Genomic DNA, 22,668 nt, shown 5'->3' with positions numbered 1-22,668 from the left:
GACAAAAACAAAAAAGCCGGGCATAGCCCGGCTGAGTGAAAACTGAAGTCTTACGCTTCGGCTTTCTGCATTTTTTGCTGCGGATCTTGCGTCATACGGTTCAGCAATGGCGCAGTAATCAGCATCAGCAGCGCGATGACCGCGGTAGCAATACCAATTTCCTGGAATACCTTGCTGTAAGTCACGAGCGAGATCAGCGGATCGGTTACGTTCTCTGGCACTGCCATCAAATTCGCCACTTTACCGGCGATAACGGCGGCACCTGCGGTGGTCAGGAACCATGAACCCATGATGAATCCCATCAAGCGCTGCGGCACTAGCTGTGCCACCATCGCCAGGCCCAGGCCCGAAATCATCAGCTCACCGATACTTTGCAATCCGTAGCTCAGAATCAACCAGTTTACCGAGACAATACCGGCATCACTGGCAAACTTCGCACCGACCGGCAGCACCAGGAATGCAGCGGAACACAGCACCATACCAATCGCAAATTTATGCGGCATGGGCAGTTTATCGCCCAGTTTGTTGTAAACCGCAGCCAGAATCGGGCTGGCCAGCATAATCCAGAACGGGTTCAGCGCCTGGAACTGCTCGGGGGCAAAGGTAATGCCGAGAATGCTGTGTTCAACGTTGCGGATAGCAAAGAAGTTCAGTGACGTTGGCATCTGCATGTACAGCACAAAGAACACAATCGCTTCAACCATCAGCAGAAAGGCCACGATCATTTTACGACGCGCGAGACCGTGCAGAGAAAACGCTTCTTTAGCGAAGACCAGCACGATACCCAAAGCGATGACCGCCAGCACTAAACGCGCAATCGACTGGTGATGCAGCATCCAGTTGGCCAGTGCAACCAGCAGCACCACACCGACTAACGTCATTAACAGTTTCCCGATGTTCAGCGGGGCGAAGTCCGGTTTAGAACCGTAATCTTTCACCATACGTTTGCAGAACAGGAAGTTGAACAGGGTAATCACCAGGCCGATAACCGACAGCGAGAACGCCACGTTATAGCCATATTTCGCTGCCAGCCACGGTGTCAGCATCATCGAGAACAGCGAACCGATGTTGATCGACATATAGAACATGGTGAAAGCACCATCAATACGCGGATCATCCTTCTGGTAGCAGGTCGAAAGCAGTGAAGAGGGGTTCGCTTTGAACAGACCGCTACCGACGGCGATCGTCGCCATACCGATATAAACGATGCTCACGTTGTGGCCAGAAAACGCCACCAGCGCATAACCCAGCGCCAACACCATGACACCTAAAACGATCACGCGTTTGGTGCCTAGCACTTTATCGCCCAGCCAGCCGCCAATCGCCACCAGGCCGTAAACCAGTGCGCTGAAAGAGGAGAACAGAGTGATGGAATCGGATTCGGACATACCCAGTTGTTTTACCAGATAGACCGCCATGATGGCCTGCAGGCCGTAAAAACCGAAACGTTCCCACAACTCGATTGAGAAGATTAAGTAGAACGCCTTTGGCTGTTTAAACGCGTTAAGGCTGACAGCCTCATCAGTGTGTTTGTTTGCAGTTGACACGAGTACCTCAGTTTTTTCATACCCTGCTTCGTGACAGGAATTAAGTCTGCGTCATGTGAACATTTCATGCGCAAGATTGTTATTAGAAGGGAAAGGCGGCGCCTAATTTGTCTGATTAAGCTCAGCAGGGCAAGAATTTTCTAACCACTGTAATACCTTGTTAAGGTAGGGTTAAAATCCTTATAAAAAACCCTTAATCGGATTTAAATTTCGAGTAGATGAATTATACCAGTATAAAAAGCATGGGCGCGAGGTGGTGAGATGATAAAAATAGCATTAGCTGCTGTTGGCGTGTTATCTGGTTATATACGTTGCTCAAGGTTATTTATGCAGCATAATTGCCGAGCAAATAGGGCTTATAGGGTCTTTTTGGCTAAATTGCGTACGCTCAACGCGCGGGATTGACGCATAAGTGAGCGAATGACGATCTTGCGCACAAATAGATGATTTAATTCAGGAAGAAAAAGAAGTAAACGTTTGCGTGGCTGAAATTTGCGCGCCAAAATTTTTCGCCCTTATCGTTTTAATAAGCGAAAAATAACCCGGTTAAGTGTCCTCTTGTGAGGCCATAAAGCGAAACGTGTCGGGTGAACGCCCATTCCTGTATTGACCTGGCGTAACGCACGTTTTCTTAACGTTCACTTTTCATTCGTAGGCTCATTATCGCTTCTGTTGCAAAAGCAGGTGCCTTCTAAACCAAGGAGGAGATAAGGGCTGTGCCGTAAAGCGTCCACCACAAGGATGCGGCGGACGAGTCTACAAGGCGGTATTTACGGCGGCTTTACGCATCGCCTTATCTCCGACTGAACACATTGATGTCACGCATCAACGCCATTCTCGACAACAACTTAACACTCCGCTAACCTCGTCATTTCCCCCTGAAGGATCTCATCATGTCTTCTGCTTTACGCTTATCTTTGGTTGGTGATTACCGTGCAAACGCTGTTGCCCACCAGGCTATTCCGCTCGCCATTGATCGCGCTGCCGCCCAGTTGAACATCGCTGTTGAAGCAAACTGGATACCCACCGAAACGCTCGGTGATCTGGGCGTGATCAAGCAGAGCGATGCAGTTTGGGTGGTGCCAGGAAGCCCCTATAAAAATGATCCAGGCGTATTCGCCACACTTCGCTGGTTACGCGAAAACCACAAACCCTTCCTGGGGTCATGTGGCGGTTTTCAGTACGCGATAATTGAATATGCCCGCAATGTGCTGGGCTGGCAGGATGCAAACCATGCTGAAACGGATCAAGGCGGCAGAATGGTCATTGCGCCATTAAGCTGCTCGCTGGTAGAACAGCGCGGTGAAGTGATCTTTACAGCTGACTCGCGTATCGCTAAAGCGTATGGCGCGTTGAAAAGCGAAGAGGGTTATCACTGCAATTTTGGCGTAAACCCAGAATTCAGCGCGGCGCTGGCGGACCATAATCTGCGTATTACTTCCTGGGATTTAGCGGGTGATGTGCGCGGCATTGAACTGATCGATCATCCATTCTTTGTGGCAACGCTGTTTCAGTCGGAGCGTGCTGCGTTGCAGGAAAAAGATTCTCCGTTGGTGATGGCCTGGATGCAGGCTGCACTGGCGCAACGTTAAGCCAGAAATAGCCTGTGAAATCTCACAGGCTTATGATTTACCTATCCAATGAAGCGAGTTCAGCCACGCAAAAGTGCAGGGCGTTTGGCATTAAACGTCCAGTTATCGATCAGAAACTGCATGCCCAGCGCATCGTTGCGGTTCTTATCTGGCAGTGATTGATAAAGCGCATGGGCTTCTTCTACGCGCTGCATATTGAGCGTAATGCCAAGTCCTGGTCCAGGCGGCAATTCCAGATGCCCATTGCGAATCTGAGGCGCTTCATGAGTAAGCTGTTGACCATCCTGCCAAATCCAGTGTGTATCAAAGGCCGTAATGCGATCGCCCGGTGCAGCAGCCCCTAAATGCGCCACCATTGCCAGCGAAACGTCAAAATGATTATTGGAGTGACAGCCGGTAATCAAGCCCCATTCATTGCACAGTTGCGCCACCGTATGAGCATTACGCATCGTCCAGAAATGCGGATCGGCCAGCGGGATATCAATCGCATTAAGCTGCAAGGCATGTTGCAACTGACGCCAGTCGTTGGCGATCATATTGGTGGCAACGCGTACGCCGGTGGCGCGCTTGAACTCCGCCAGCGTTTCACGTCCCGAATAACCCTGCTCGGCACCACAAGGGTCTTCCAGATAAGGAATGCGTCCGGCAAGCTGTTTACCGAATCGAATGGCCTCATCCAGAGACCAGCTGGCGTTAGGGTCGACCGTCACGCGCGCCTGCGGAAAACGTGCTAACAGCGCTTCAACCGTTTCCACTTCCTGTTCAGCGTGATGTACGCCACCTTTGAGTTTGAAATCGCAGAATCCGTAACGTTCGGTCGCCGCTTCAGCCAACCTGACGACGGCCTCGCTGCTCATTGCGGCCTGATGACGCAACCAAAACCACTCATCTCCCTGCTGATCGCCGGTTTGATAATTCATTGTGGTCAGTTTGCGGTCAGCAATATAGAAGAGATAACCCAGTACCGGAATGCGATCGCGCTGCTTACCGCTGGCCAGCAGATCGGCAACCGGTAAATTGAGATGTTGACCCAAGAGGTCAAGTAGCGCGGCTTCTATCGCAGCAGCAGCATTGTAAAACTTTTCGGGATTCATCTGGGGAATATGAATCTCATCAGTGTGCGCGCTTTGCTGTACCCGCGCATCACTGGCAAACAGCGTGCCGATGGTCGCATTGAGGCGCAACAGATCGCTGCCTTCAATCTGCGACCTAAAGCGTTCCAGTAATGCCAGCGTTGAGGCGTGACAAGGACTTTCCCCCACGCCGGTGCGTCCTGCTGAATCCGTCAACATCACCAGAATGCGGGTGAAATAACAGTTATGCGCGCCGCCGATATTCAGCAACATACTGTCGTATCCGGCGACCGGAATGACGCGCATGCTTTTAATGACTGGACTGTCTGACATGATCTTTCTCCAGTTGAGGGGAAGGCGGGGAAGGTTTACGGCGCAGCAACAACCACAAACCGGTGATAATTGACACGCTGGTCAGCGCATACAGGCCGCCGGTTGTTGAACCGGTTTTCATTTCGAGATAGCCAAAAACGGTTGGGGCGAAAAAGCCGCCGAGATTACCTATCGAGTTCACCAGCGCAATGCCGGGCGCGACAATAGAAGCAGGAAGCTCACCTTGCGGCATTGGCCAGAAGAAAGTGGCACTGACTTTTGACCCGATACACGCCACGATCATGGCAACGAAACCAAACCAGGGTGAACCCAACGTCGCCATAAAAGTGCCGCAGGCCGCGACCAACATGGCCATTCCCAGCGCTTTATCCAGCTTATTGCGATGGCGATCGGAAAAACCACTCAACAGGTTGATGGCGATAATCGCGCAGAGCCAGGGAACGGCGGTCAGCAGACCAATGCCAAAGCTACTGAAGCCCTGAATACGCTGAATAATCTGTGGTAGCCAGAACACCAACGTATAGCCGGTCATGGTCATGGTGAAAAAGATCACGCAGAAAAACAGCAGGCTGCGATTGCGCAACAGCGACATCTTGCCTGGCTCACGGTTGAGTTGGTCACGCTCAACATCTTCGTTATGAAGCTGTTGAGCCAGCGCGCGTTTCTCCTCCTCGCTCAGCCAGCGTGCATCCATGGGTTTTGAAACCAGCACGCCTGCCGCAACGATCCCGACCAGAATCGAGCCGCCGCCTTCCAGGAACATCACCCATTTCCAACCGGCAATGCCCAAAATGTCATGCATCATCAGGATGGAACCGGTCAGCGGCCCCGAGAACAGAAACGCCCCAGCGGTGGCGCTCAGCACCATGGCCGTCGCGCGTCCACGCCAGGCGTTGGGCACCCATTGACGAAAATAGAACAGCACGCCAGGAAAAAAGCCCGCTTCTGCCACGCCGAGTAAAAAACGCAGCGCGTAAAACTGCACTGGCGACGTGACAAAGCCGGTCAGCACCACCACCAGTCCCCAGGTAATCATGATGCGTGTCAGCCAAACTCGCGCACCGAAGCGTTTCATCATGATATTGCTGGGCACTTCGAACAGCGCATAACCGATAAAGAACAGGCCCGCGCCCAAGCCAAAGGCAGCGGCGCTGATTCCGGCGTCCGTTTGCAGTTCAGCTTTGATAAAGCCGATATTGGATCGGTCGATTTGATTGATGATCAGCATTACCGCCAACATCGGGATAATTCGGGTAAAGAATTTTTTGATGGCGGAGGCGATCAAGGCATCGTGCTGAGTTGATACAGCGGTATCCATCTCTCTTCCTCATTGACGACGAAATTAGAGAGAGCAGTGTAGGTGGCTGAAAAAACAGGCTCTATAGGCATCGGCCCAAGCCAAACTGGGCGTTCGGCCTGGGCTGCTTTGTTATCAGGGTGTTACAATTTTACCGGTGCGATGTCTGTGATAAAACTGTGGGGTAGATCAACTTACCTGTTTTTTTATCAGAACGGGTCTGCGTCGTGACAGGCGCGGCATCGATAAGCAGTGAAGTTGTACACATGACGCGTTTGAGGTGATTCAGCTATTAAGCAGGCGGCGTTCGGCAATCTGCTCAGCACGCTGTAACAGCGCCTGCAAGTCATCTTCATCAATATCCAGCAGCTCACCACTTTGCAAAGCTTCATGCAGATCGGTGCGCGTCAGCGGTATCGGCAATGACAGCGGCTGCGGCTTCACCTCTTCTGGGGCCAGTGGATGAGGATAGCGGCGGCCCGATAAATTATTAAAAATAATCGCCAACAGCGCCAGCGTCGCAGAGTTGAGCAGCACCGGCGTTAACACAAACTGATAACCGAGATGCTGTACCGCCGGACCGCCAATCACGGCAGTGAGCGCTACCGCGCCGCCGGGTGGATGCAAACAGCGCAGTTGAAACATCAAGACAATGGCGAGGCAGGCGGCCACGCCACAGGCAAGTGCAGGATTTGGAATCAGTAAGCTGACGGTTACGCCCGCAAACGCAGAAAGCGCGTTGCCACCCACCACCGACCAAGGCTGTGCCAGTGGGCTGGCGGGAACACCAAACAGCAGCACCGCAGAGGCACCCACTGGCGCCACAAACCACAGGTTCAACTCACCCAACATCCAGTGACTCAGCAGGCTGGTCAAAACCAAGCCAATTCCTGCGCCTAGGCTGGCTAAGAAAATCTGTTTTTTCCCCACGGCCAGCGGATGCGGCCAGAGACGTGACAAAAAAATACGCGTTCTGCGTAGCCAACTTTTGGGCTGTTCGTCCATTGTCTTGTTCACTTATTTTTTCACTGAGTGCGTCATAACATTTTCTTATGGTTGAGGCGGGCAATTTTCCATCATCAGCATCATCGTAACAACCCGACAAACTGTAATGGTTAAGCGCTTATGCCCTGTTTCCCACTTTAGATAGCACTTTTTCTTTTTAAACAATCGAGAGCAACAAGCTTAGATTAATCGCCATCGATGACGAAAAGAGAGCATGGAGATGAGTGATAGCGCATTACGTCTGAACCTTGAAAGCAACCTTGAACGGCATGCTGCCCGCTATATCGCGCTGGCTAAAACCATTCACCAGCAGCCTGAAACCGGCAATGACGAATACTTCGCCAGCGGTGAGCTAACCCGATTGCTCAGTGAGCAGCAGTTCACGGTCACGCGGCACGTCGCGGGTCATGAAACGGCCTTCTTTGCCGTGAAACAGAGCCAAAAACCAGGCCCGACCATCGCGTTTCTGGCTGAATACGACGCGCTGGTCGGGATTGGACATGCCTGCGGACACAACATCATTGGCGTCACCAGCGTGGCGGCAGCGATTGCACTTTCACAGGTGCTTGATGAAACCGGCGGTCGCGTGGTGGTGCTGGGCACGCCAGCAGAAGAGGGGGGCAAAGGCGGAAAAGGCGGCCCGAAAGGCAATGTGAAAGCGCGCTTTGTGGCGGCGGGCCTGCTCAATGATGTCGATGTCGCGCTGATTATGCACCCGGCGGGTAAAACGCGGCTGACTGAAGAGACGCTGGCGAATAACCATCTCTATTTCCACTTTCATGGCAAACCTTCTCATGCAGGCAGTGCGCCGCATCTAGGGATTAACGCACTGGATGCGCTGGTGCTGCTCTACAACGGCATCAGCGTATTACGTCAGCAACTGCCGGATGGCGTGCGGGTACACGGCATCATCACCCATGGCGGACAGGCGCCGAATGTCATTCCTGACTATGCGGCAGCGCATTACTACATTCGCGCCGACAGCCGTGAAGTGGTGGAGTCACTGGAGCCGCGTCTGCGTGCCATTGCAGAAGGGGTGGCGCTGGCAACCGGCACGCGTGTCGAGATTGATCATCAGGTGGGCCCTCGTGATTTCAAACGCAACAGCGCGCTGGACGCCTTGCTGCATGAAGAGCTGACGGCGGCGGGTGAAACCGTCGATCTTTCGCCACAGCAGGGCAAAGTCTCTACCGATACGGGCGATATCAGCCACGCGGTGCCGACAGCGCACCCCTTTCTCAAGATTGGCCCCGATGACCTGATCTTTCATACCGTGCCGTTCCGAGAAGCCGCTAATTCCGAACAGGGCTACCAGGCGTTGATCACCGGTGCGCGCGTACTGGCACGCAGCGGATTACGTTTACTCACCGAACCGGAGCGCCTGCAGCAGGTAAAAGCCCATTTTGCCCGCGGGCACGCTTAAAGGAGAATCTTATGACGCGTAGAAAACTAAAAACCCTGGTGGGTGCCGCGAACGTGGTCGCTGCCGCCAATGACGACGCGCCGGGAAAAGGCATCGCGCATGCCGTCGAGTTGGCAAAAATTGCCGAGCGGGAAAAAATCACCGGTCTGTTCACCGCCGATCTGCTGCAAGCCGATCCCGCAGGGTTGGCAGGAACCACCGGCAGTCAGGATCCGTTAATCGTGCTGGCCGCGCTTAGTCAGGCGACCTCACAGATTGGCTTGATTGCCACTGTCAGCACCAGTTGGCAACATCCTTACACGCTGGCGCGGCTGATTGGCACGCTCGATCACGTCAGCGCCGGGCGCGCAGGCTGGAACGCGGTAACGTCTTCAGTGGGTGAAGAAAATTTCGGCGATACACCGCTGCCCTCACCGCAAGAGCGTTACGCGCGCGCCACCGAATTTATTGATGTCTTTAATGCGCTGTTTGACGCCAATGACCGCGACGCGGTACAGCGTAGCGACAGCGGCAGCATTCGCATCGATCCCGCGCGTCTGCATGCCATCAACCATCGCGGCGATTACTTCCAGGTGGCGGGACCGCTGAATGTGCCGCCACCACCACAAGGGCGTCCGGTACAGTTTCAGGCGGGTCAGTCAGACGCGGGCGTCACGCTGGGTGCGCGTTATGCTGAAGTGATCTACACCTCGCAGCCCACGCTGAGTGCCGCGAAACGTTTTGTCAGTGATGTGCAAGCGCGTGCGCGGCGCTTTGGGCGCGAACAAAATCTGCCGTTGATCATGAACTCCTTTCACTCAATCATTGGTGACAGCGACGCAGATGTGGCACGGCGCCTGCGTGAAAAGCATGAACGTATCGATTATCAGCAAGGTCGCCTGCGGCTGGCTGACATGCTCGGCGGGGAGATAGAACTCAACACTCTGCCGTTGGATCAACCGCTGCCGAGTTTTCTCATTCCCGATCTGGCGCAGGTAAACCGGCGACAAGGACGCGCGTCGATCTTCCGTGAATTTGCTCTGCAAGGCTTAACGCTGCGGGAACTGATTATCAAAGCGGAAGAGACCGGACACTGGTTTGTCGCCGGAACACCTGAATCGCTGGCGGATGCCATTCAGGCGCGTTATCAGGCGGGCGTGCTGGACGTGATTTCGCTGCATGGTTTGGGACAGCCTGATCAACAGGATCGCCTGCTGAACGGCTTGCTGCCGGAACTGCGTAAGCGCGGTTTGCTGGATGAGGATTATCAAGGTCACGATTTCCGCAGCAGCCTGGAGTTAGCCGCGCGACCAGACTCGCATTAATCGCTGCCAATGCATTGCGGCCGGGATAATGACTCTCCAGGCCGTTTTTTCATATTTAAAACAACCTTAGCTGAAATTATTCATTGGTTTTCACCATAAGGTTTAAATAGTGATGCTGAACCCTAAGCGAAACTGAATATCCCATATTTCTCAAATCCATTGTCATATTTCTAGGTTTACATTTCTTCCTGCGAATTTTAATAATCGCTGCGTGATCAACCCAAGGAAACGGCAAAATGAGTCAATTTATTCAGACGGCAAAACCTGAAGATGCAGAAGAGATATTTGCGTTGCTCCAGCGCGCGTATGCGGATTTGCTGCCGCTGAATATCCATTTCACCATCAGTCAGGGCACCGTTGAGCAGGTGCGCGCCACCATCCAGCGTGAGACGGTGCTGGTGCTGCGCAAAGGGAGACGGGCGCTGGCAACGGTCACTGTGCGCTTTCCCTGGACGCAGGATCACAATGCCCCTGCCAATCTGCCTTTTATTCACTGGTTTGCCGTGGACCCCGATTTTAAAGGCCAGGGTTATGGCCGAGAAATATTAACCTGGGCGGAAAATAATTTACTGAGGGAGACTTTAAAAGCACCTGGCGTTTATTTGGCGACAGCGGTTAAACATCCCTGGCTCAGCGAACTTTATCAGAAACGCGGTTATCAACCTTTCCATCATCGCACCAATCCATTAGGTGAAGCGCTGGTCTTCTTGAAAAAGGATCTTAATTCCACGCTTACGCCAGCCGTCAGTAAAAATAGTCAACACGCCTGATATTGCGAAAAACAGGGCGAATAATAAACCTGCATTATACAAGGATTATATGAACGCGAATTCTTTGCGCATCGCGCTGGGCTTAACCTACCTGCTGGGAACCTCTTTATCTCTTCACGCCGCGGAACAGCCCAAACAAGGCGGCTCGCTTACCTGGGGCGTGGAAACCGAACCCAGCCCCTTTAACCCGCAGCTGAATGGCCAGTCAAAGGCCGAAGTGGTACTGCGTTCGGTATGGGAATCACTGCTGGCTCGCCAGCCGGATGGCCGCTTTGTGCCTTGGTTGGCGGAGCGTTTTGAAGCCAGTGAAGATGGAAAATCCTACCGCTTTACCCTGCGCCGCGATGTCACCTTTTCCACTGGCGAAAAGCTCAATGCCAACGCGGTTGCGGAGAACTTTCGCCATACGCAAGATGCCGCTTACTGCGCCGGTTCAAGCCTCTGCGCGATGGGTAATCGCATCGCCAGCATTGAAACGCCTGACGAGCAGACGCTGGTGATCACCCTGAAACAAGCCTATTCGCCGTTTCTCTCTTTTGCTGCGTCGCTGGAGATTTTGTCGCCATGCAGCTGGCATTCAACCCAGCTGAAATCGGGTGGCAAAGAGATTGCGGGCACCGGGCCGTTCATTCTCGAAAGCTACGAGAAAGGGCAGCAGGTGACTTTCGTGAAAAACCCGAACTACAACTGGGCGCCCGCCACGGCAAAACATCAAGGGCCAGCTTATTTAGATCGCATCACCTATCGCTTTCTCCCGGAATCATCGGTACGAACCGGTGCGTTGCTTTCAGGTCAGGTTGACGTCATTGAAGGCATTTCGGGTAACGATGCCGGTGAGTTCAAAGAAAATGAGGATTTTAGCTATCAGCATGCGCTGAATACCGGCACGCCTTATTCGCTGTTTCTGAACGTTGAATACGGCGCAACGCAAGACGTTAAAGTGCGTCAGGCGCTGCTGCAAGGGTTGGATATCGATCCGATTCTCACGTCGGTGTACCGCGGCGAGCGCACCCGCGCATGGGGGATTACGTCGCCTATCGATCCGCTCTACAACAACGATTTGGAAGGCAAGTACGGCAACCAGCCCGATGAGGCCAATAAACTGCTGGATGAGGCGGGCTGGCAAACTCGCGACGGCCAAGGTTTCCGCAGCAAAAATGGCGAGCGCCTGAGCATTGAAGTGATTCAGGCGCAGGCGACGGTACGTGATCAACGCGATGTACTGTTACAGGCGATTCAGGCGCAGGCGCGCCAGCGGCTGGGTGTTGAGCTGAAGCTGCGTTACGTCGACTCCGGTACCTATACCGAGGTGCGTAACACCGGCAAATTTGGCTCAATTGCCAACTCCAATACCGAAACGGACGGCATCGACATCGAAAACCACTATCGTCCGGTTAAAGCGGGGGGATCGATCAACTACAGCCGCGTCAACAGCCCAGAGATCAACACGTGGTTGGATCAGGCGGCCGACACGGCTGATCTCACCCAGCGTCGCCAGCTCTACAGCGAGTTGCAGCGCTATGCGTTGCCGCAGCAGGCGCTCGCCGTGCCGCTGTATGAGCCGGAAGATCAGATTGCAGCCGCCCGCTATGTGCATGGCGTGGGTTTCCGCAGCTTCAAGCAGATGCCAGAAAATGCCTACGACGTCTGGTTAAGCGATCATTAATTCGGGAGAAAAAAGCATGAGCCTTGAGAGCATCATTAGCCGCGAACCGCGCATCAAGCCGGTGAAGCGATGGCGCAATGTGCTGGCACGTCGTATTGCCGGGCGACTGCTGGGTGGCGTGCTGGTGCTGTGGGCGGCGGTAACGCTGGCGTTTCTCGGCGTGCATCTGGCGCCGGGCGACATCGTGAGTTTGCTGATTGGCGAGCAGATACGCACGCCCGCTATTGAGGCGGCGATCCGCGCAGAATGGGGCCTTAACGAGCCGCTGTGGTGGCAATATTTGCATTATATCTGGCGCGTGCTGCACGGCGATCTCGGACGCTCTTACATCCTCAATATGGATGTTACGCAGCTGATGCAATCTCAACTCTGGCCGACGCTGAAACTCACGCTGGCGGCGTTGCTGGTCAGCGTGGTGTTTGCCGTCACTGTTGCGGTGGCGACGGCGAATCGTCGCTGGGGACGGCGCATTGCCAACGGGGTGGAGCTGTTGCTGGCCTCAACACCCTCCTTCTGGATGGGCATTGTGCTGCTGTTTTTCTTCAGCTTCACGCTGCGCTGGTTCCCGGTCGCGGGTGATCGCCATCTCTCTTCACTGGTGTTACCGGCTTTGTCATTGGGGCTGGCGCAGGGCGCAGTGATTGCTCAGGTGCTGCGCCGGGAGTTGGAAAAGGCGCTGGAATCGCCCTTTACCCTGACACTACGCGCCTGGGGCGTGGGTGAAACCACGCTTCGTCTGCGCCATGCGTTGCGGCATGCGGCGCTGCCCGCCGTCACGCTCACCGGTTGGCTGGTGGGCGGATTGCTCAGCGGCGCGGTGATCACTGAGCAGGTGTTTGGTCGCCCCGGCCTCGGCAAACTCACGGTTGACGCGGTGCTGGCGAGCGACATGCCGGTGGTACTGGCGGTGGCGATCCTTTCGGCGGCGATTTACGTGGCAATGAGCACCTTAGTCGACATTCTGGCGCTGTGGATTGATCCACGTCTGCGTGGGGAGGAGCAGCGATGACTGCACTATTACAACGTTTACCTGGTGCATTTCCGCTGACAATTTGGAGTGCGCTGTTCTGCCTGTTGCTGGTGGCGCTGGCGGTTATTGCGCCTGGCTGGTTGAGCTCTGGCGATCCGCTGTTGGCCGATCCCGTCAACGCACAATTGCCGCCTTCGGCACAACACTGGCTGGGCACCGATCAGCTCGGGCGCGATCTGCTGACCCGCGTGATCTACGGTAGCCGCTACTCCATGTTGATCAGTATTGCGGCGATGGGGCTGGCGGTAGTGTTGGGTACGCTGTTGGGATTACTGGCTGCGCTGGCGCGCGGCGTGGTAGATGAAATGCTGAGTCGTGCGGTGGATGTGATCTCCGCCTTTCCCGATCTGCTGCTGGCGCTGATGCTGATCGCCTTTACCGGTCCCGGCACCAATAACTTGATCATTGCACTGGGCGTGGCGTCCATACCGCGTTTTGCCCGCGTGGTGCGGGCGCAAACCTTCTCAGTGATGCATTCGGGCTATGTTGAGCAGGCGCGCACATTCGGCTTGTCACGTTTTACTCTTATTACCCGCCATATTCTGCCACACGCCATTGCGCAGGTTCCCGCGCTGGCAACGCTGGGATTAGGTACTGCGATCATTGGCACCGCTGGCTTGAGCTTTCTCGGCATGGGACCGCAGCCGCCCACAGCGGAATGGGGGTTAATGCTGGCAGAAGGGCGAAATTACTTACGCAACGCCTGGTGGATCGCTGTGTGGCCGGGCGTATTTATCACGCTAACCGTGGTAGCGGTTAACACGCTAGGACGTTACTGGCAGGGGCGTTTTGAAGGAGGGGAAGCATGAGTCATCCCGTGATCGACATTCAAAATCTCTCTATCCGCTTCGGGTCGCAGCAGGTGGTGAAAAACCTTTCGCTGCAACTCTGGCCGGGCGAATCGGTGGCGCTGGTAGGAGAATCCGGTTCGGGAAAAACTCTGACGGCGCGCAGCTTGATTGGCCTGTTACCGCCAGGTGCAACGCTGAGCGCCGATCGCTTTGTTCTTGAAGGGTGTGACATGCTCAATGCTAGCCCGGCGCAGTGGCGTGCGCTACGTGGACGGCGAATCGGCTACGTATTGCAGGATGCGCTGGTGTCGCTTGATCCGCTGCGGCGCATTGAGCAACAGTTGGCGGATGCCCTGACGGCGGCGGGTCAGGGCGATAAAAGCACCTTGCACGCGCGCAGCGTGGCGCTGCTGAAGTCAGCGGGAATGCCTGATGCCGAAAGCCGGCTGGCGCGCTATCCGCACCAGCTCTCCGGCGGTCAGCGACAGCGCGCACTGATTGCCACGGCACTGGCCGGAAGCCCAACCTTGCTGATTGCGGATGAACCCACCACCGCGTTGGATATGACCGTACAGCGTCAAATTCTGCAACTGCTGGCGCAGCGGCGTGAGGATGGTCACGCGCTGCTGCTGATCAGTCACGATCTCGCGGTGGTCGCCGAGTTGGCCGATCGCGTATTGGTGCTGCGCGATGGCGAAGTGGTTGAACAAGGCGACAGCCGCGTGCTGCTGCGTCAGCCGCAACATCACTGGACGCAACGTTTGCTGCGCGCCGTGCCGACGCCCGCGACGCGTGGATTGCGGCTGAGTGAAGCCCAACCGACACCGCTTCCGCCGCGTCCCCAACGCACGGCTGAACCGCTGCTGGAGGCGATCGGGCTCAATAAGTCTTACGGCGAACGGCAGGTGCTTAACAACATTCATTTTCAGCTTCATGCAGGCGAAACGCTGGGCGTGGTGGGCGAATCGGGCTCAGGAAAAACGTCGCTCGTCAAAGTGGTGCTGGGATTAACGGAACCCGACAGCGGCACGCTGCTGCTTGAAGGACAACGCTGGGATCGTCAGAGCGAAAAGGTGCGGCGCAGTCGTCGCGCGCGTTTACAGCTGATTGCTCAGGATCCGTTCAGCTCCTTTGATCCGCGTTACAGCGTGGAAAAGATCATCGGTGAAAGCCTCGACAGCGTCGGTATTAATGGTGATGCGCGGCGTCAACGGGTAAGGCAACTGCTGGATGAAGTGCAGTTAGGTGATCGCTTTATGAACCGCTACCCGCAGCAACTTTCGGGCGGCCAGCGACAACGCGTCGCCATCGCGCGGGCTTTTGCGCCAAATCCGGCGTTACTGGTGGCGGATGAGCCGGTGAGTGCGCTGGATGTCTCGGTGCAGGCGCAGGTGCTTGATTTACTGGCCGATATGCAGGCCGAGCACGGCACGGCGCTGCTGTTTATCTCCCACGATCTGGGCGTCATTCAGCACCTTTGCGATCGCGTGTTGGTGATGCAAAACGGTCACATTGTCGAAAGCGGCGAAATGCATCAGGTCTTTACTGCGCCGCAACATCCGTGGACGCAAAAACTGTTACAGGCGCTGCCGGTGCTACCGGATTGGCAGCCGCAAATTTAAAGGAGAGAGTATGAGTCAGACACAACGCCAGCTTCGTTTAGGCGCCATTATTCAGGGCGTATCCGGCAACATGTCTGCCTGGCGCCATCATTCAGGGCGTGTCCGAGGCGGCACGCCGACTGCGTTCGACGATTTTGTCGATCAGGTGATTCCGCTGCTACAGGCGCGGGGCATATATCGTACGGAATATGAAGGCGAAACGCTGCGTGAGCATTTAGGGTTGGCGGAGCCGCTGAATCAATTCGCTGTGCGCAAACAGCAGGTGCATGCGCTATCAGGCGGTATTTATTAGGCGTGGCGCACGCTTATTCAACTTTTTCAGCGTACTCGCACAGATCTTCGATCAGGCATGAACCGCAGCGTGGCTTGCGTGCTACGCAGGTGTAGCGACCATGGAGAATCAGCCAGTGATGACAATCAACCTTGAAGTTCTTTGGCACCACTTTCAATAGCTTCTCTTCTACCTGTTCAACGTTCTTGCCCGGCGCAAAGTTAGTGCGATTGCAGACGCGAAAAATATGCGTATCAACCGCAATCGTCGGCCAGCCAAAGGCGGTATTCAGCACCACGTTAGCCGTTTTTCGGCCTACGCCCGGTAACGCTTCCAGCGCCGCGCGATCTTCTGGCACCTCACCGCCGTGCTGTTCCAGCAGGATGCGGCAGGTTTTGATCACATTTTCTGCTTTGCTGTTAAACAGACCGATAGTTTTGATGTACTCCTTTACGCCATCAACGCCCAGCGCCAGCATCGCGGCCGGGGTATTCGCCACCGGATAGAGTTTAGCGGTGGCCTTGTTGACGCTGACATCCGTGGCCTGCGCTGACAGCAACACCGCAATCAGCAACTCAAATGACGAAGCAAAATTGAGTTCGGTGGTAGGGTGCGGATTGTTGGCCTGCAAACGGCTCAGGATCTCGACGCGTTTTGCTTGATTCACACGGCTTTCCCGGTATTGCCTGACAGTTCAGCCTCTGCAGCCGCTTCAGCGCGACGCGCTGCACGCTGTTTCATCTTCTGATCGATCAGATATTTACCTGCCAGCATCATGCCGAGGCCGATAAACGCGCCCGGTGGCAGCATGGCTAACAGCATCGGTGAATCGAAATGCACCACCTCAATACGCAGCACTTTGGCCCACGGGCCGAGCAGCTGATCGGCACCGTTAAACAGCGTGCCGCTGCCGATGATTTCACGAATCGATCCTAGCACCACCATCGCACAGGTCGCACCCATACCAATAGCGAAACCGTCGAGCGCGGAGAGGGGAATGCTGCTTTTCGAGGCGACCGCTTCCGCACGGCCCACCACAATACAGTTGGTCACAATCAGCGGGATAAAGATGCCCAATGATTGATACAAACCGTAGGCGTAGGCGTTGATCAGCATCTGCACGCAGCTCACTACCGACGCGATAATCATTACGTAGATGGGAATACGGATTTCCGAAGGCACCCAGCGGCGCGAGGCGGAGATAAAGCTGTTGGTCAGCGTCAACACCAACGTGGTCGCCAGGCCCAGACCTAATGCATTGGTGGCGGTTGCAGTCACCGCCAGCAGCGGGCAGAGGCCCAGCAGCTGCACCAACGCCGAGTTATTTTTCCATAACCCGCCAACCAGCAGGTTTTTAGCTTCACTCATTTGCGTCTCCACACTCGGGTAACGAAGAGAGTTCCCCAGGAAGGGTTTCAATTAACAGCGCGGCGCGTTTAGTGGCATTCACCACCGCACGCGGCGTGATGGTGGCACCCGTAAACTGGTCAAACTCACCGCCATCTTTTTTCACTGCGAAGGCCGTATCATTGGCGCCATGTACCACTTTACCGTTAAAACTGTTGATCCAGTCGGAAATGCGCAGTTCGATTTTATCGCCGAGGCCCGGGGTTTCATGATGTTCAACCACGCGAACGCCCAGCACCTTGCCTTTGAAATCAGCCCCAACCAGCATTTGAATCGCGCCAGAATAACCGTCTGGTGCGGTGGTCTCAAGTGCGGCGGCAACCGGTTGATCGCCTTTACGCGCCAGAAAGAGATGATGCGGATCACTATTACCCAATGCAGGATTAGTGACAACGTAACACTCTTTCTGAATGTTGTTGTCATAAAGCTCGGTAGGAACCACCTGATCCAGCAAATTTTTCTGCTGCAACTGGGTTTGATGTTCCACCGTCGGTTTGGTTACGGTGTTCACTACCGCCGTAAAGCCTGTGGTGATCGCCGCGAATATTGCCAGCGTGACGCCGTTTTTACGAATCGTTTCCAGCATCGTTTATTCCTTGTGATGGCCGTAAACGCGCGGCTGGGTGTAATAGTCGATCAGCGGCACACAGATATTCGCCAGCAATACGGCAAAAGCAACCCCATCCGGGTAGCCGCCGAAACTGCGGATCAGCCACACCAGCAAGCCAATCAGTGCGCCGTAGATCAGACGTCCGCGATTGGTGGTTGATGCCGTAACGGGATCGGTCGCGATAAAAAACGCACCCAACATCGTGGCACCTGAAAACAGATGAAGGGTTGGGCTAGTCAGTGTTTCCGGCGAAAAAATCCAGCCGATCGTGGCGCAGAACGCCAGCGAGAGCAGCATGGCTGCGGGAATGTGCCAGCGAATGGCCTTTTTCCACAGCAAAAACAGGCCACCGACCAGATAACCCAGGTTGATCCATTGCCAGCCCAATCCTGCCAGCATGCCGCTGTAGATCGGTTGAGCCAGTAATTGATCGGCGCTGTGTCCGGCGCGCAGACCGGTTTTAAAGGTGTCGAGCGGCGTCGCCTGGCTTACACCATCGGCACCTATCTGCAACTGTTGCATGGTGTCACCGCCCAAGGTGTGGCCAGTAAACACCATACTAAGGGAGTCGAGCAGCGTCGGTTTAATCGCCTGCAGCGTGTCGGGCGGCATCCAGCTGGTCATTTGCACCGGAAACGAAATAAGCAGCACGACGTAGCCAACCATTGCCGGGTTAAACGGGTTTTGCCCTAAACCCCCGTAAAGCTGTTTGGCAATTACAATGGCGAACACCGTACCGACTACCACCAACCACCAAGGGGCCAGCGGCGGCAAGCTGATACCAATCAGAATGGCGGTAAGCAAGGCGGAGTTATCAGCCAGATTGCTGGCAATCGGCGCTTTGCGTAAGCGTAAAACGGCGGCTTCTGTGATCCACGCCGTGAGCGTAGCCAGCAAGACTTGAATCAGACTGCCATAACCAAAAAAATACCACTGAGCGGCGAAGCCGGGTACAGCCGCCAGCCCCACCAGCAGCATGATATTGCCTGTGCTGCGGCGGTTGTGGGTATAAGGAGAACTTGCAATACGAAAAGCCATTTATTCCTCAAGCGTCGAAGTCGACTGCGCTTTACGCGCTTTGGCACGGGCGATGGCAGCAGCAATAGCAGCTTTGCGCGCATCTTCGGGTTGATTCAGTTCAGGAGCTTGTTCAGGCTCTGCATAGGCGCTGTTGGCTTGTTCTTCTGCCTGCTCAGCATCTTCGACTTGAGTGCGGGCGATATGCGCCATTTCGGCTGTATCACGCGCTTCTTGCCTGGCTTCAGCCGCGGCATTGTCTGCTGCCGTGGAGGCTGCGGCGGCTTTTTTCGCTTTGGCGCGGGCAATGGCTGCGGCGACGGCAGCTTTACGCGGATCTTCCGGCGCGTCGGCAACAGGCTCAGCAGCGGTTTCCACCATTGCTTCCGCTGCGGCGGCTTTTTTCGCTTTGGCACGGGCAATGGCTGCGGCGACGGCGGCTTTACGCGGATCGTCCGGCGCGTCGGCAACAGGCTCAGCAGCGGTTTCCACCGGCGCCTCCGCTGCGGCGGCTTTTTTCGCTTTGGCACGGGCAATGGCTGCGGCGACGGCGGCTTTACGCGGATCTTCCGGCGCGTCGGCAACAGGCTCAGCAGCGGTTTCCACCATTGCTTCCGCTGCGGCGGCTTTTTTCGCTTTGGCGCGGGCAATGGCTGCGGCGACGGCGGTTTTGCGCGGATCGTCCGGCGCGTCGGCAACAGGCTCAGCCGCGGTTTCCACCGGCGCGTCCGCTGCGGCGGCTTTCTTCGCTTTGGCGCGGGCAATGGCTGCGGCGACGGCGGCTTTGCGCGGATCGTCCGGCGCGTCGGCAACAGGCTCAGCCGCGGTTTCCACCATTGCGTCCGCTGCGGCGGCTTTTTTCGCTTTGGCGCGGGCAATAGCTGCGGCGACGGCGGCTTTACGCGGATCTTCCGGCGCGTCGGCAACAGGCTCAGCAGCTGTTTCCACCGGCGCCTCCGCTGCGGCGGCTTTTTTCGCTTTGGCACGGGCAATCGCGGCTTCGACGGCGGCTTTACGTGGATCCGCTGCTGGCTCCTCATGTATTTCAACGGCTTCAGCGGGTGAGCTGGCTTTCTTCGCCTTGGCGCGCGCGATGGCGGCTTCAACTGCCGCTTTACGCGGATCGGTAACCTGGCGGCTCAATGCCTGGGTTTCAGCTTGTGTTTCTGCCTGACGCAAACGTGCCTGCGCATGACGCGCTTCACGTTGCGCTTCCAGCGTCGCGTCATCCACCTCGGCATCCTGCTTAGCTTTCACGCGCGCTTTAGCGGCGGCAAACTCAGCATTATCGCTGCGCGCAGCGCGCTGTTTAGCATCAACATGGCGTGCTTCACGCGCCAGTTTTTCACGTTCCAGCCTGGCCTGACGCGCTTCGAAACGGGCTTTGGCTTCTAATGTACGTTTTGCTTCAAGATCGATGGCGCGCAGTTCTGCTTTTTCCTGGCGGTAATATTGCACCAGCGGAATATTACTTGGGCACACATAGGCGCAGGCCCCGCATTCGATGCAGTCATCAATATGATGCGCGCGCGCTTTATCGTGATCGCCGCCCTGGCTGTACCAGTAAAGCTGCTGTGGCAGCAGGTTAGCGGGACAGGCATCGGCACAGGCAGAACAGCGAATACAGGATTGTTCTTCGTCGTTATTGCCCATTTCGTGGCTGGAGGGAGCCAGAATGCAGTTGGTGATTTTCACCACTGGAACATCTAACGAGGGCAGCGTGAAGCCCATTAACGGCCCGCCCATGATCACCATCTGTTGCGGTGCGGGACGAAAACCGACCTGATGCAGTAAATGGCTGATTGGCGTACCAAGGCGGCTCCAGACATTACGCGGCTGCGCGATGGCTTCACCGGTTAACGTGACGACGCGTTCGGTAATCGGCTCACCGTTAATAATGGCGCGCTTCACCGCCCACGCGGTGCCGACATTTTGCATCAGTACGCCAATATCGGTGGAGCGTCCGCCGTGCGGCACTTCTTTACCGGTGAGAATCTGGGTTAACTGTTTGGCGCCGCCCGAAGGATATTTGGTTGGAATGACGCGGATCTCTAAATCCCGCTCACTGCCTAAGGCGTGCTTTAACGCCGCAATCGCTTCCGGCTTGTTGTCTTCAATGCCAATCAGCACGCGCTCAGCTTGCAGCGTCCACGCCAGAATGCGGCTGCCTTCCAGCACTTCAGCGGCGCAATCCTGCATCAGGCGATCGTCTGCGGTGATATAAGGTTCGCATTCGGCTGCATTGATGATCAGCGTCTTGATGCCACGCAGACCACCTTTGAGCTTGGTCGCAGTCGGAAAACCTGCGCCGCCTAAACCCGCCACGCCTGCGTCGTGAATGCGCTGCACGATGTCAGCACGTTCGTGTTGGCGATAATTGGGCAGGGGATCAAGCGGCATCCAGCGATCTTCGCCATCCGGCGTCATGAAAATACAGAGCTCAGACAAGCCGGAAGGGTGCGCTGTCATGTGCTGACCAATATCGTCAATCACCCCTGACGTTGGTGCATGGACTGGCAACATCCGACCCTGCCCAAAGGTCAGCGGCTGACCGCGCAGCACTTTATCGCCAGGCGAAACACAAATCTCGCCCTCATGACCAATGTGCTGCTTTAGGGGAATGATGAATCGGTGCGGCAGCGGCAGTTCGCTCAGGGGCGTGCCGTTGGACTGGGTTTTCATTTCGGGCGGATGAATGCCGCCCTGAAAATCCCAGATCTTATCTTTTTTGAAGAAATTTAACAGATTAAGCATGACGCTCTACCGGAATTACCCGAACAGGAATGGTTTCAAGATCCCACTTCCAGTTGGCAGTGGTGGTTGCCACGGGACGCATCTCAATGCAGTCGGTAGGACAAGGCGCAACACAGAGATCGCAGCCGGTGCAAACGTCGCTCAACACGGTGTGCATAGCACGCGTTGCGCCTACGATGGCATCAACCGGACAGGCTTGAATACACTTAGTGCAGCCGATACAGTTCTCTTCATCGATAAACGCGACGGTACGCACCGGCGCTTTGGCCTCTTCGTCGCCGTCAATCGGTTGTGGATCCACGTTCAGTAATTCAGCCAGCTTGAGCATGGTCTGCTCGCCACCCGGTGCACATTTATTGATCGCTTCGCCATTATTGCCGACAGCGTCTGCATACGGACGGCAACCCGGATAACCGCATTGACCACACTGGCTTTGCGGTAGGATCGCGTCGATTTGTTCGACGATAGGGTCTTCTTCGACCTCAAAGCGGCGTGAGGCGTATCCCAGCAGGGCACCAAATACCAGGCTCAGGGCACTTAATACAGCAATAGCTATCCAAATCGCGGTCATCAGAATTTCACCAGACCGGTAAAGCCCATAAAGGCCAACGCCATCAGACCGGCGGTGATCAGCGCAATCGAGTTGCCCTTAAAGGGCATCGGCACATTCGCCAGCACCAACCGCTCACGCATGCCAGCAAAAAGCACCATCACCAGCGAGAAGCCCAACGAGGCGCTGAAGCCATAAAGCGCAGCCTGAAGAAAAGTGTGGTTGAGGTTAACGCTCAACAGCGGCACGCCAAGCACAGCACAGTTAGTGGTGATCAACGGCAGGAAAATACCCAGCAGGCGATAGAGCGACGGGCTGGTTTTACGCACCACCATTTCGGTGAATTGCACTACTACTGCGATCACCAGGATATAAGCCATGGTTCGCAGGTAGACCAACTCCAGCGGAACAAGAATCAGGTGGTTTACCAGCCAGGCACAGATTGACGCCAGCGTGATAACAAAAGTGGTGGCGAGTCCCATGCCAATTGCCGTTTCCAGTTTTTTGGAAACGCCCATAAAGGGACAGAGGCCGAGAAACTTCACTAATACGAAGTTGTTCACCAGCACTGTGCCAACAAAGAGAAGAAGATAATCGGTCATTTTT

At 55.5% G+C, this 22,668-nt stretch carries 19 protein-coding genes and 1 pseudogene; 9 read left to right on the top strand and 11 right to left on the bottom strand.

What is annotated here, in order from left to right; translation table 11 throughout:
* Window positions 1–50: 50 nt before the first annotated feature.
* Window positions 51–1,547, bottom strand: a complete 1,497-nt coding sequence (gene dtpA / locus MUG06_RS05890) for a dipeptide/tripeptide permease DtpA (protein WP_243078034.1) — start codon at window positions 1,545–1,547, stop codon at window positions 51–53.
* 893 nt (window positions 1,548–2,440) lie between these two features.
* On the opposite strand from dtpA, the gene MUG06_RS05885 reads away from it, so the two are divergent.
* Window positions 2,441–3,139 carry a CTP synthase gene (locus MUG06_RS05885; RefSeq protein WP_243078033.1) on the top strand — a complete coding sequence of 233 codons (699 nt, stop codon included), beginning with the start codon at window positions 2,441–2,443 and terminating at the stop codon, window positions 3,137–3,139.
* A gap of 59 nt (window positions 3,140–3,198) precedes the next feature.
* On the opposite strand, the gene MUG06_RS05880 is transcribed toward MUG06_RS05885, so the two are convergent.
* The 3 genes from MUG06_RS05880 to MUG06_RS05870 all read right to left on the bottom strand — a co-directional run bounded on the left by MUG06_RS05880 (window position 3,199) and on the right by MUG06_RS05870 (window position 6,847).
* A complete protein-coding gene (locus MUG06_RS05880) occupies window positions 3,199–4,545 on the bottom strand; it encodes an enolase C-terminal domain-like protein (RefSeq protein WP_243078032.1) in 1,347 nt (448 codons plus the stop codon).
* Window positions 4,523–5,863, bottom strand: coding sequence for an MFS transporter (locus MUG06_RS05875; protein WP_243078031.1), 1,341 nt, complete (start codon window positions 5,861–5,863; stop codon window positions 4,523–4,525). The genes MUG06_RS05880 and MUG06_RS05875 overlap by 23 nt, the downstream gene beginning before the upstream one ends.
* 264 nt (window positions 5,864–6,127) lie before the next feature.
* The gene (locus MUG06_RS05870; protein WP_243078030.1) at window positions 6,128–6,847 is read right to left on the bottom strand and encodes an HPP family protein; all 720 of its coding nucleotides are present in this window, start codon (window positions 6,845–6,847) and stop codon (window positions 6,128–6,130) included.
* Between the two features lie 220 nt (window positions 6,848–7,067).
* Here MUG06_RS05870 and MUG06_RS05865 point away from each other — a divergent pair, with 220 nt between their 5' ends.
* The 8 genes and pseudogenes from MUG06_RS05865 to MUG06_RS05830 all read left to right on the top strand — a co-directional run.
* Window positions 7,068–8,270: a M20 family metallopeptidase gene (locus MUG06_RS05865; protein ID WP_243078029.1), complete on the top strand. Its 1,203-nt coding sequence runs from the start codon at window positions 7,068–7,070 to the stop codon at window positions 8,268–8,270.
* 11 nt (window positions 8,271–8,281) lie between these two features.
* Entirely contained in the window at window positions 8,282–9,574 is a 1,293-nt protein-coding gene (locus MUG06_RS05860; RefSeq protein ID WP_243078028.1) for an NtaA/DmoA family FMN-dependent monooxygenase, read from the top strand.
* 236 nt (window positions 9,575–9,810) lie between these two features.
* Complete coding sequence (locus MUG06_RS05855; protein WP_243078027.1) at window positions 9,811–10,344, top strand: GNAT family N-acetyltransferase; 534 nt, start codon at window positions 9,811–9,813, stop codon at window positions 10,342–10,344.
* A 49-nt stretch (window positions 10,345–10,393) separates the two neighbouring features.
* The gene (locus tag MUG06_RS05850) at window positions 10,394–12,010 is read left to right on the top strand and encodes an ABC transporter substrate-binding protein (protein WP_243078026.1); all 1,617 of its coding nucleotides are present in this window, start codon (window positions 10,394–10,396) and stop codon (window positions 12,008–12,010) included.
* Between the two features lie 16 nt (window positions 12,011–12,026).
* Window positions 12,027–13,019 carry an ABC transporter permease gene (locus tag MUG06_RS05845; protein ID WP_215846897.1) on the top strand — a complete coding sequence of 331 codons (993 nt, stop codon included), beginning with the start codon at window positions 12,027–12,029 and terminating at the stop codon, window positions 13,017–13,019.
* Window positions 13,016–13,849, top strand: a complete 834-nt coding sequence (locus tag MUG06_RS05840; RefSeq protein ID WP_215846896.1) for an ABC transporter permease — start codon at window positions 13,016–13,018, stop codon at window positions 13,847–13,849. The genes MUG06_RS05845 and MUG06_RS05840 overlap by 4 nt, the downstream gene beginning before the upstream one ends.
* Window positions 13,846–15,453 carry an ABC transporter ATP-binding protein gene (locus tag MUG06_RS05835; protein WP_243078025.1) on the top strand — a complete coding sequence of 536 codons (1,608 nt, stop codon included), beginning with the start codon at window positions 13,846–13,848 and terminating at the stop codon, window positions 15,451–15,453. The genes MUG06_RS05840 and MUG06_RS05835 overlap by 4 nt, the downstream gene beginning before the upstream one ends.
* Window positions 15,454–15,553: 100 nt before the next feature.
* Window positions 15,554–15,745, top strand: a pseudogene (locus tag MUG06_RS05830) (hypothetical protein); the annotation flags it as partial.
* 13 nt (window positions 15,746–15,758) lie between these two features.
* Here MUG06_RS05830 and nth read toward each other — a convergent pair.
* From nth to rsxA, 7 genes are read right to left on the bottom strand one after another with little or no spacing between them, the layout of a single operon-like run.
* A complete protein-coding gene (nth, locus tag MUG06_RS05825; RefSeq protein WP_243078024.1) occupies window positions 15,759–16,391 on the bottom strand; it encodes an endonuclease III in 633 nt (210 codons plus the stop codon).
* Entirely contained in the window at window positions 16,388–17,092 is a 705-nt protein-coding gene (locus tag MUG06_RS05820) for an electron transport complex subunit E (protein WP_243078023.1), read from the bottom strand. The genes nth and MUG06_RS05820 overlap by 4 nt, the downstream gene beginning before the upstream one ends.
* Window positions 17,085–17,717 carry an electron transport complex subunit RsxG gene (gene rsxG / locus MUG06_RS05815; protein ID WP_243078022.1) on the bottom strand — a complete coding sequence of 211 codons (633 nt, stop codon included), beginning with the start codon at window positions 17,715–17,717 and terminating at the stop codon, window positions 17,085–17,087. Before rsxG ends, MUG06_RS05820 begins: the two co-directional genes overlap by 8 nt.
* Before the next feature lie 3 nt (window positions 17,718–17,720).
* On the bottom strand, window positions 17,721–18,779 hold the full coding sequence (gene rsxD / locus MUG06_RS05810) for an electron transport complex subunit RsxD (RefSeq protein WP_243078021.1): 1,059 nt from the start codon (window positions 18,777–18,779) through the stop codon (window positions 17,721–17,723).
* The gene (rsxC, locus tag MUG06_RS05805; RefSeq protein WP_243078020.1) at window positions 18,780–21,512 is read right to left on the bottom strand and encodes an electron transport complex subunit RsxC; all 2,733 of its coding nucleotides are present in this window, start codon (window positions 21,510–21,512) and stop codon (window positions 18,780–18,782) included.
* Entirely contained in the window at window positions 21,505–22,083 is a 579-nt protein-coding gene (rsxB, locus tag MUG06_RS05800) for an electron transport complex subunit RsxB (RefSeq protein ID WP_215846889.1), read from the bottom strand. The genes rsxC and rsxB overlap by 8 nt, the downstream gene beginning before the upstream one ends.
* On the bottom strand, window positions 22,083–22,664 hold the full coding sequence (rsxA, locus tag MUG06_RS05795) for an electron transport complex subunit RsxA (RefSeq protein WP_243078019.1): 582 nt from the start codon (window positions 22,662–22,664) through the stop codon (window positions 22,083–22,085). The genes rsxB and rsxA overlap by 1 nt, the downstream gene beginning before the upstream one ends.
* Between the last annotated feature and the right edge of the window lie 4 nt (window positions 22,665–22,668).

It is taken from the genome of Pantoea sp. MQR6, from assembly GCF_022761075.1.
Classification (GTDB): domain Bacteria; phylum Pseudomonadota; class Gammaproteobacteria; order Enterobacterales; family Enterobacteriaceae; genus Pantoea; species Pantoea phytostimulans.
This window is presented reverse-complemented; position numbering and strand designations above follow the sequence as displayed.

Bases quoted from the DNA above. Each gene is read 5' to 3' on its own strand.
- rsxC (WP_243078020.1), bottom strand. From the start codon at position 21,512: ATGCTTAATCTGTTAAATTTCTTCAAAAAAGATAAGATCTGGGATTTT.
- MUG06_RS05850 (WP_243078026.1), top strand. From the start codon at position 10,394: ATGAACGCGAATTCTTTGCGCATCGCGCTGGGCTTAACCTACCTGCTG.
- MUG06_RS05860 (WP_243078028.1), top strand. From the start codon at position 8,282: ATGACGCGTAGAAAACTAAAAACCCTGGTGGGTGCCGCGAACGTGGTC.
- rsxB (WP_215846889.1), bottom strand. From the start codon at position 22,083: ATGACCGCGATTTGGATAGCTATTGCTGTATTAAGTGCCCTGAGCCTG.
- MUG06_RS05865 (WP_243078029.1), top strand. From the start codon at position 7,068: ATGAGTGATAGCGCATTACGTCTGAACCTTGAAAGCAACCTTGAACGG.
- MUG06_RS05870 (WP_243078030.1), bottom strand. From the start codon at position 6,847: ATGGACGAACAGCCCAAAAGTTGGCTACGCAGAACGCGTATTTTTTTG.
- MUG06_RS05835 (WP_243078025.1), top strand. From the start codon at position 13,846: ATGAGTCATCCCGTGATCGACATTCAAAATCTCTCTATCCGCTTCGGG.
- MUG06_RS05880 (WP_243078032.1), bottom strand. From the start codon at position 4,545: ATGTCAGACAGTCCAGTCATTAAAAGCATGCGCGTCATTCCGGTCGCC.
- MUG06_RS05840 (WP_215846896.1), top strand. From the start codon at position 13,016: ATGACTGCACTATTACAACGTTTACCTGGTGCATTTCCGCTGACAATT.
- MUG06_RS05855 (WP_243078027.1), top strand. From the start codon at position 9,811: ATGAGTCAATTTATTCAGACGGCAAAACCTGAAGATGCAGAAGAGATA.
- rsxG (WP_243078022.1), bottom strand. From the start codon at position 17,717: ATGCTGGAAACGATTCGTAAAAACGGCGTCACGCTGGCAATATTCGCG.
- MUG06_RS05875 (WP_243078031.1), bottom strand. From the start codon at position 5,863: ATGGATACCGCTGTATCAACTCAGCACGATGCCTTGATCGCCTCCGCC.
- MUG06_RS05845 (WP_215846897.1), top strand. From the start codon at position 12,027: ATGAGCCTTGAGAGCATCATTAGCCGCGAACCGCGCATCAAGCCGGTG.
- rsxD (WP_243078021.1), bottom strand. From the start codon at position 18,779: ATGGCTTTTCGTATTGCAAGTTCTCCTTATACCCACAACCGCCGCAGC.
- rsxA (WP_243078019.1), bottom strand. From the start codon at position 22,664: ATGACCGATTATCTTCTTCTCTTTGTTGGCACAGTGCTGGTGAACAAC.
- MUG06_RS05885 (WP_243078033.1), top strand. From the start codon at position 2,441: ATGTCTTCTGCTTTACGCTTATCTTTGGTTGGTGATTACCGTGCAAAC.
- MUG06_RS05820 (WP_243078023.1), bottom strand. From the start codon at position 17,092: ATGAGTGAAGCTAAAAACCTGCTGGTTGGCGGGTTATGGAAAAATAAC.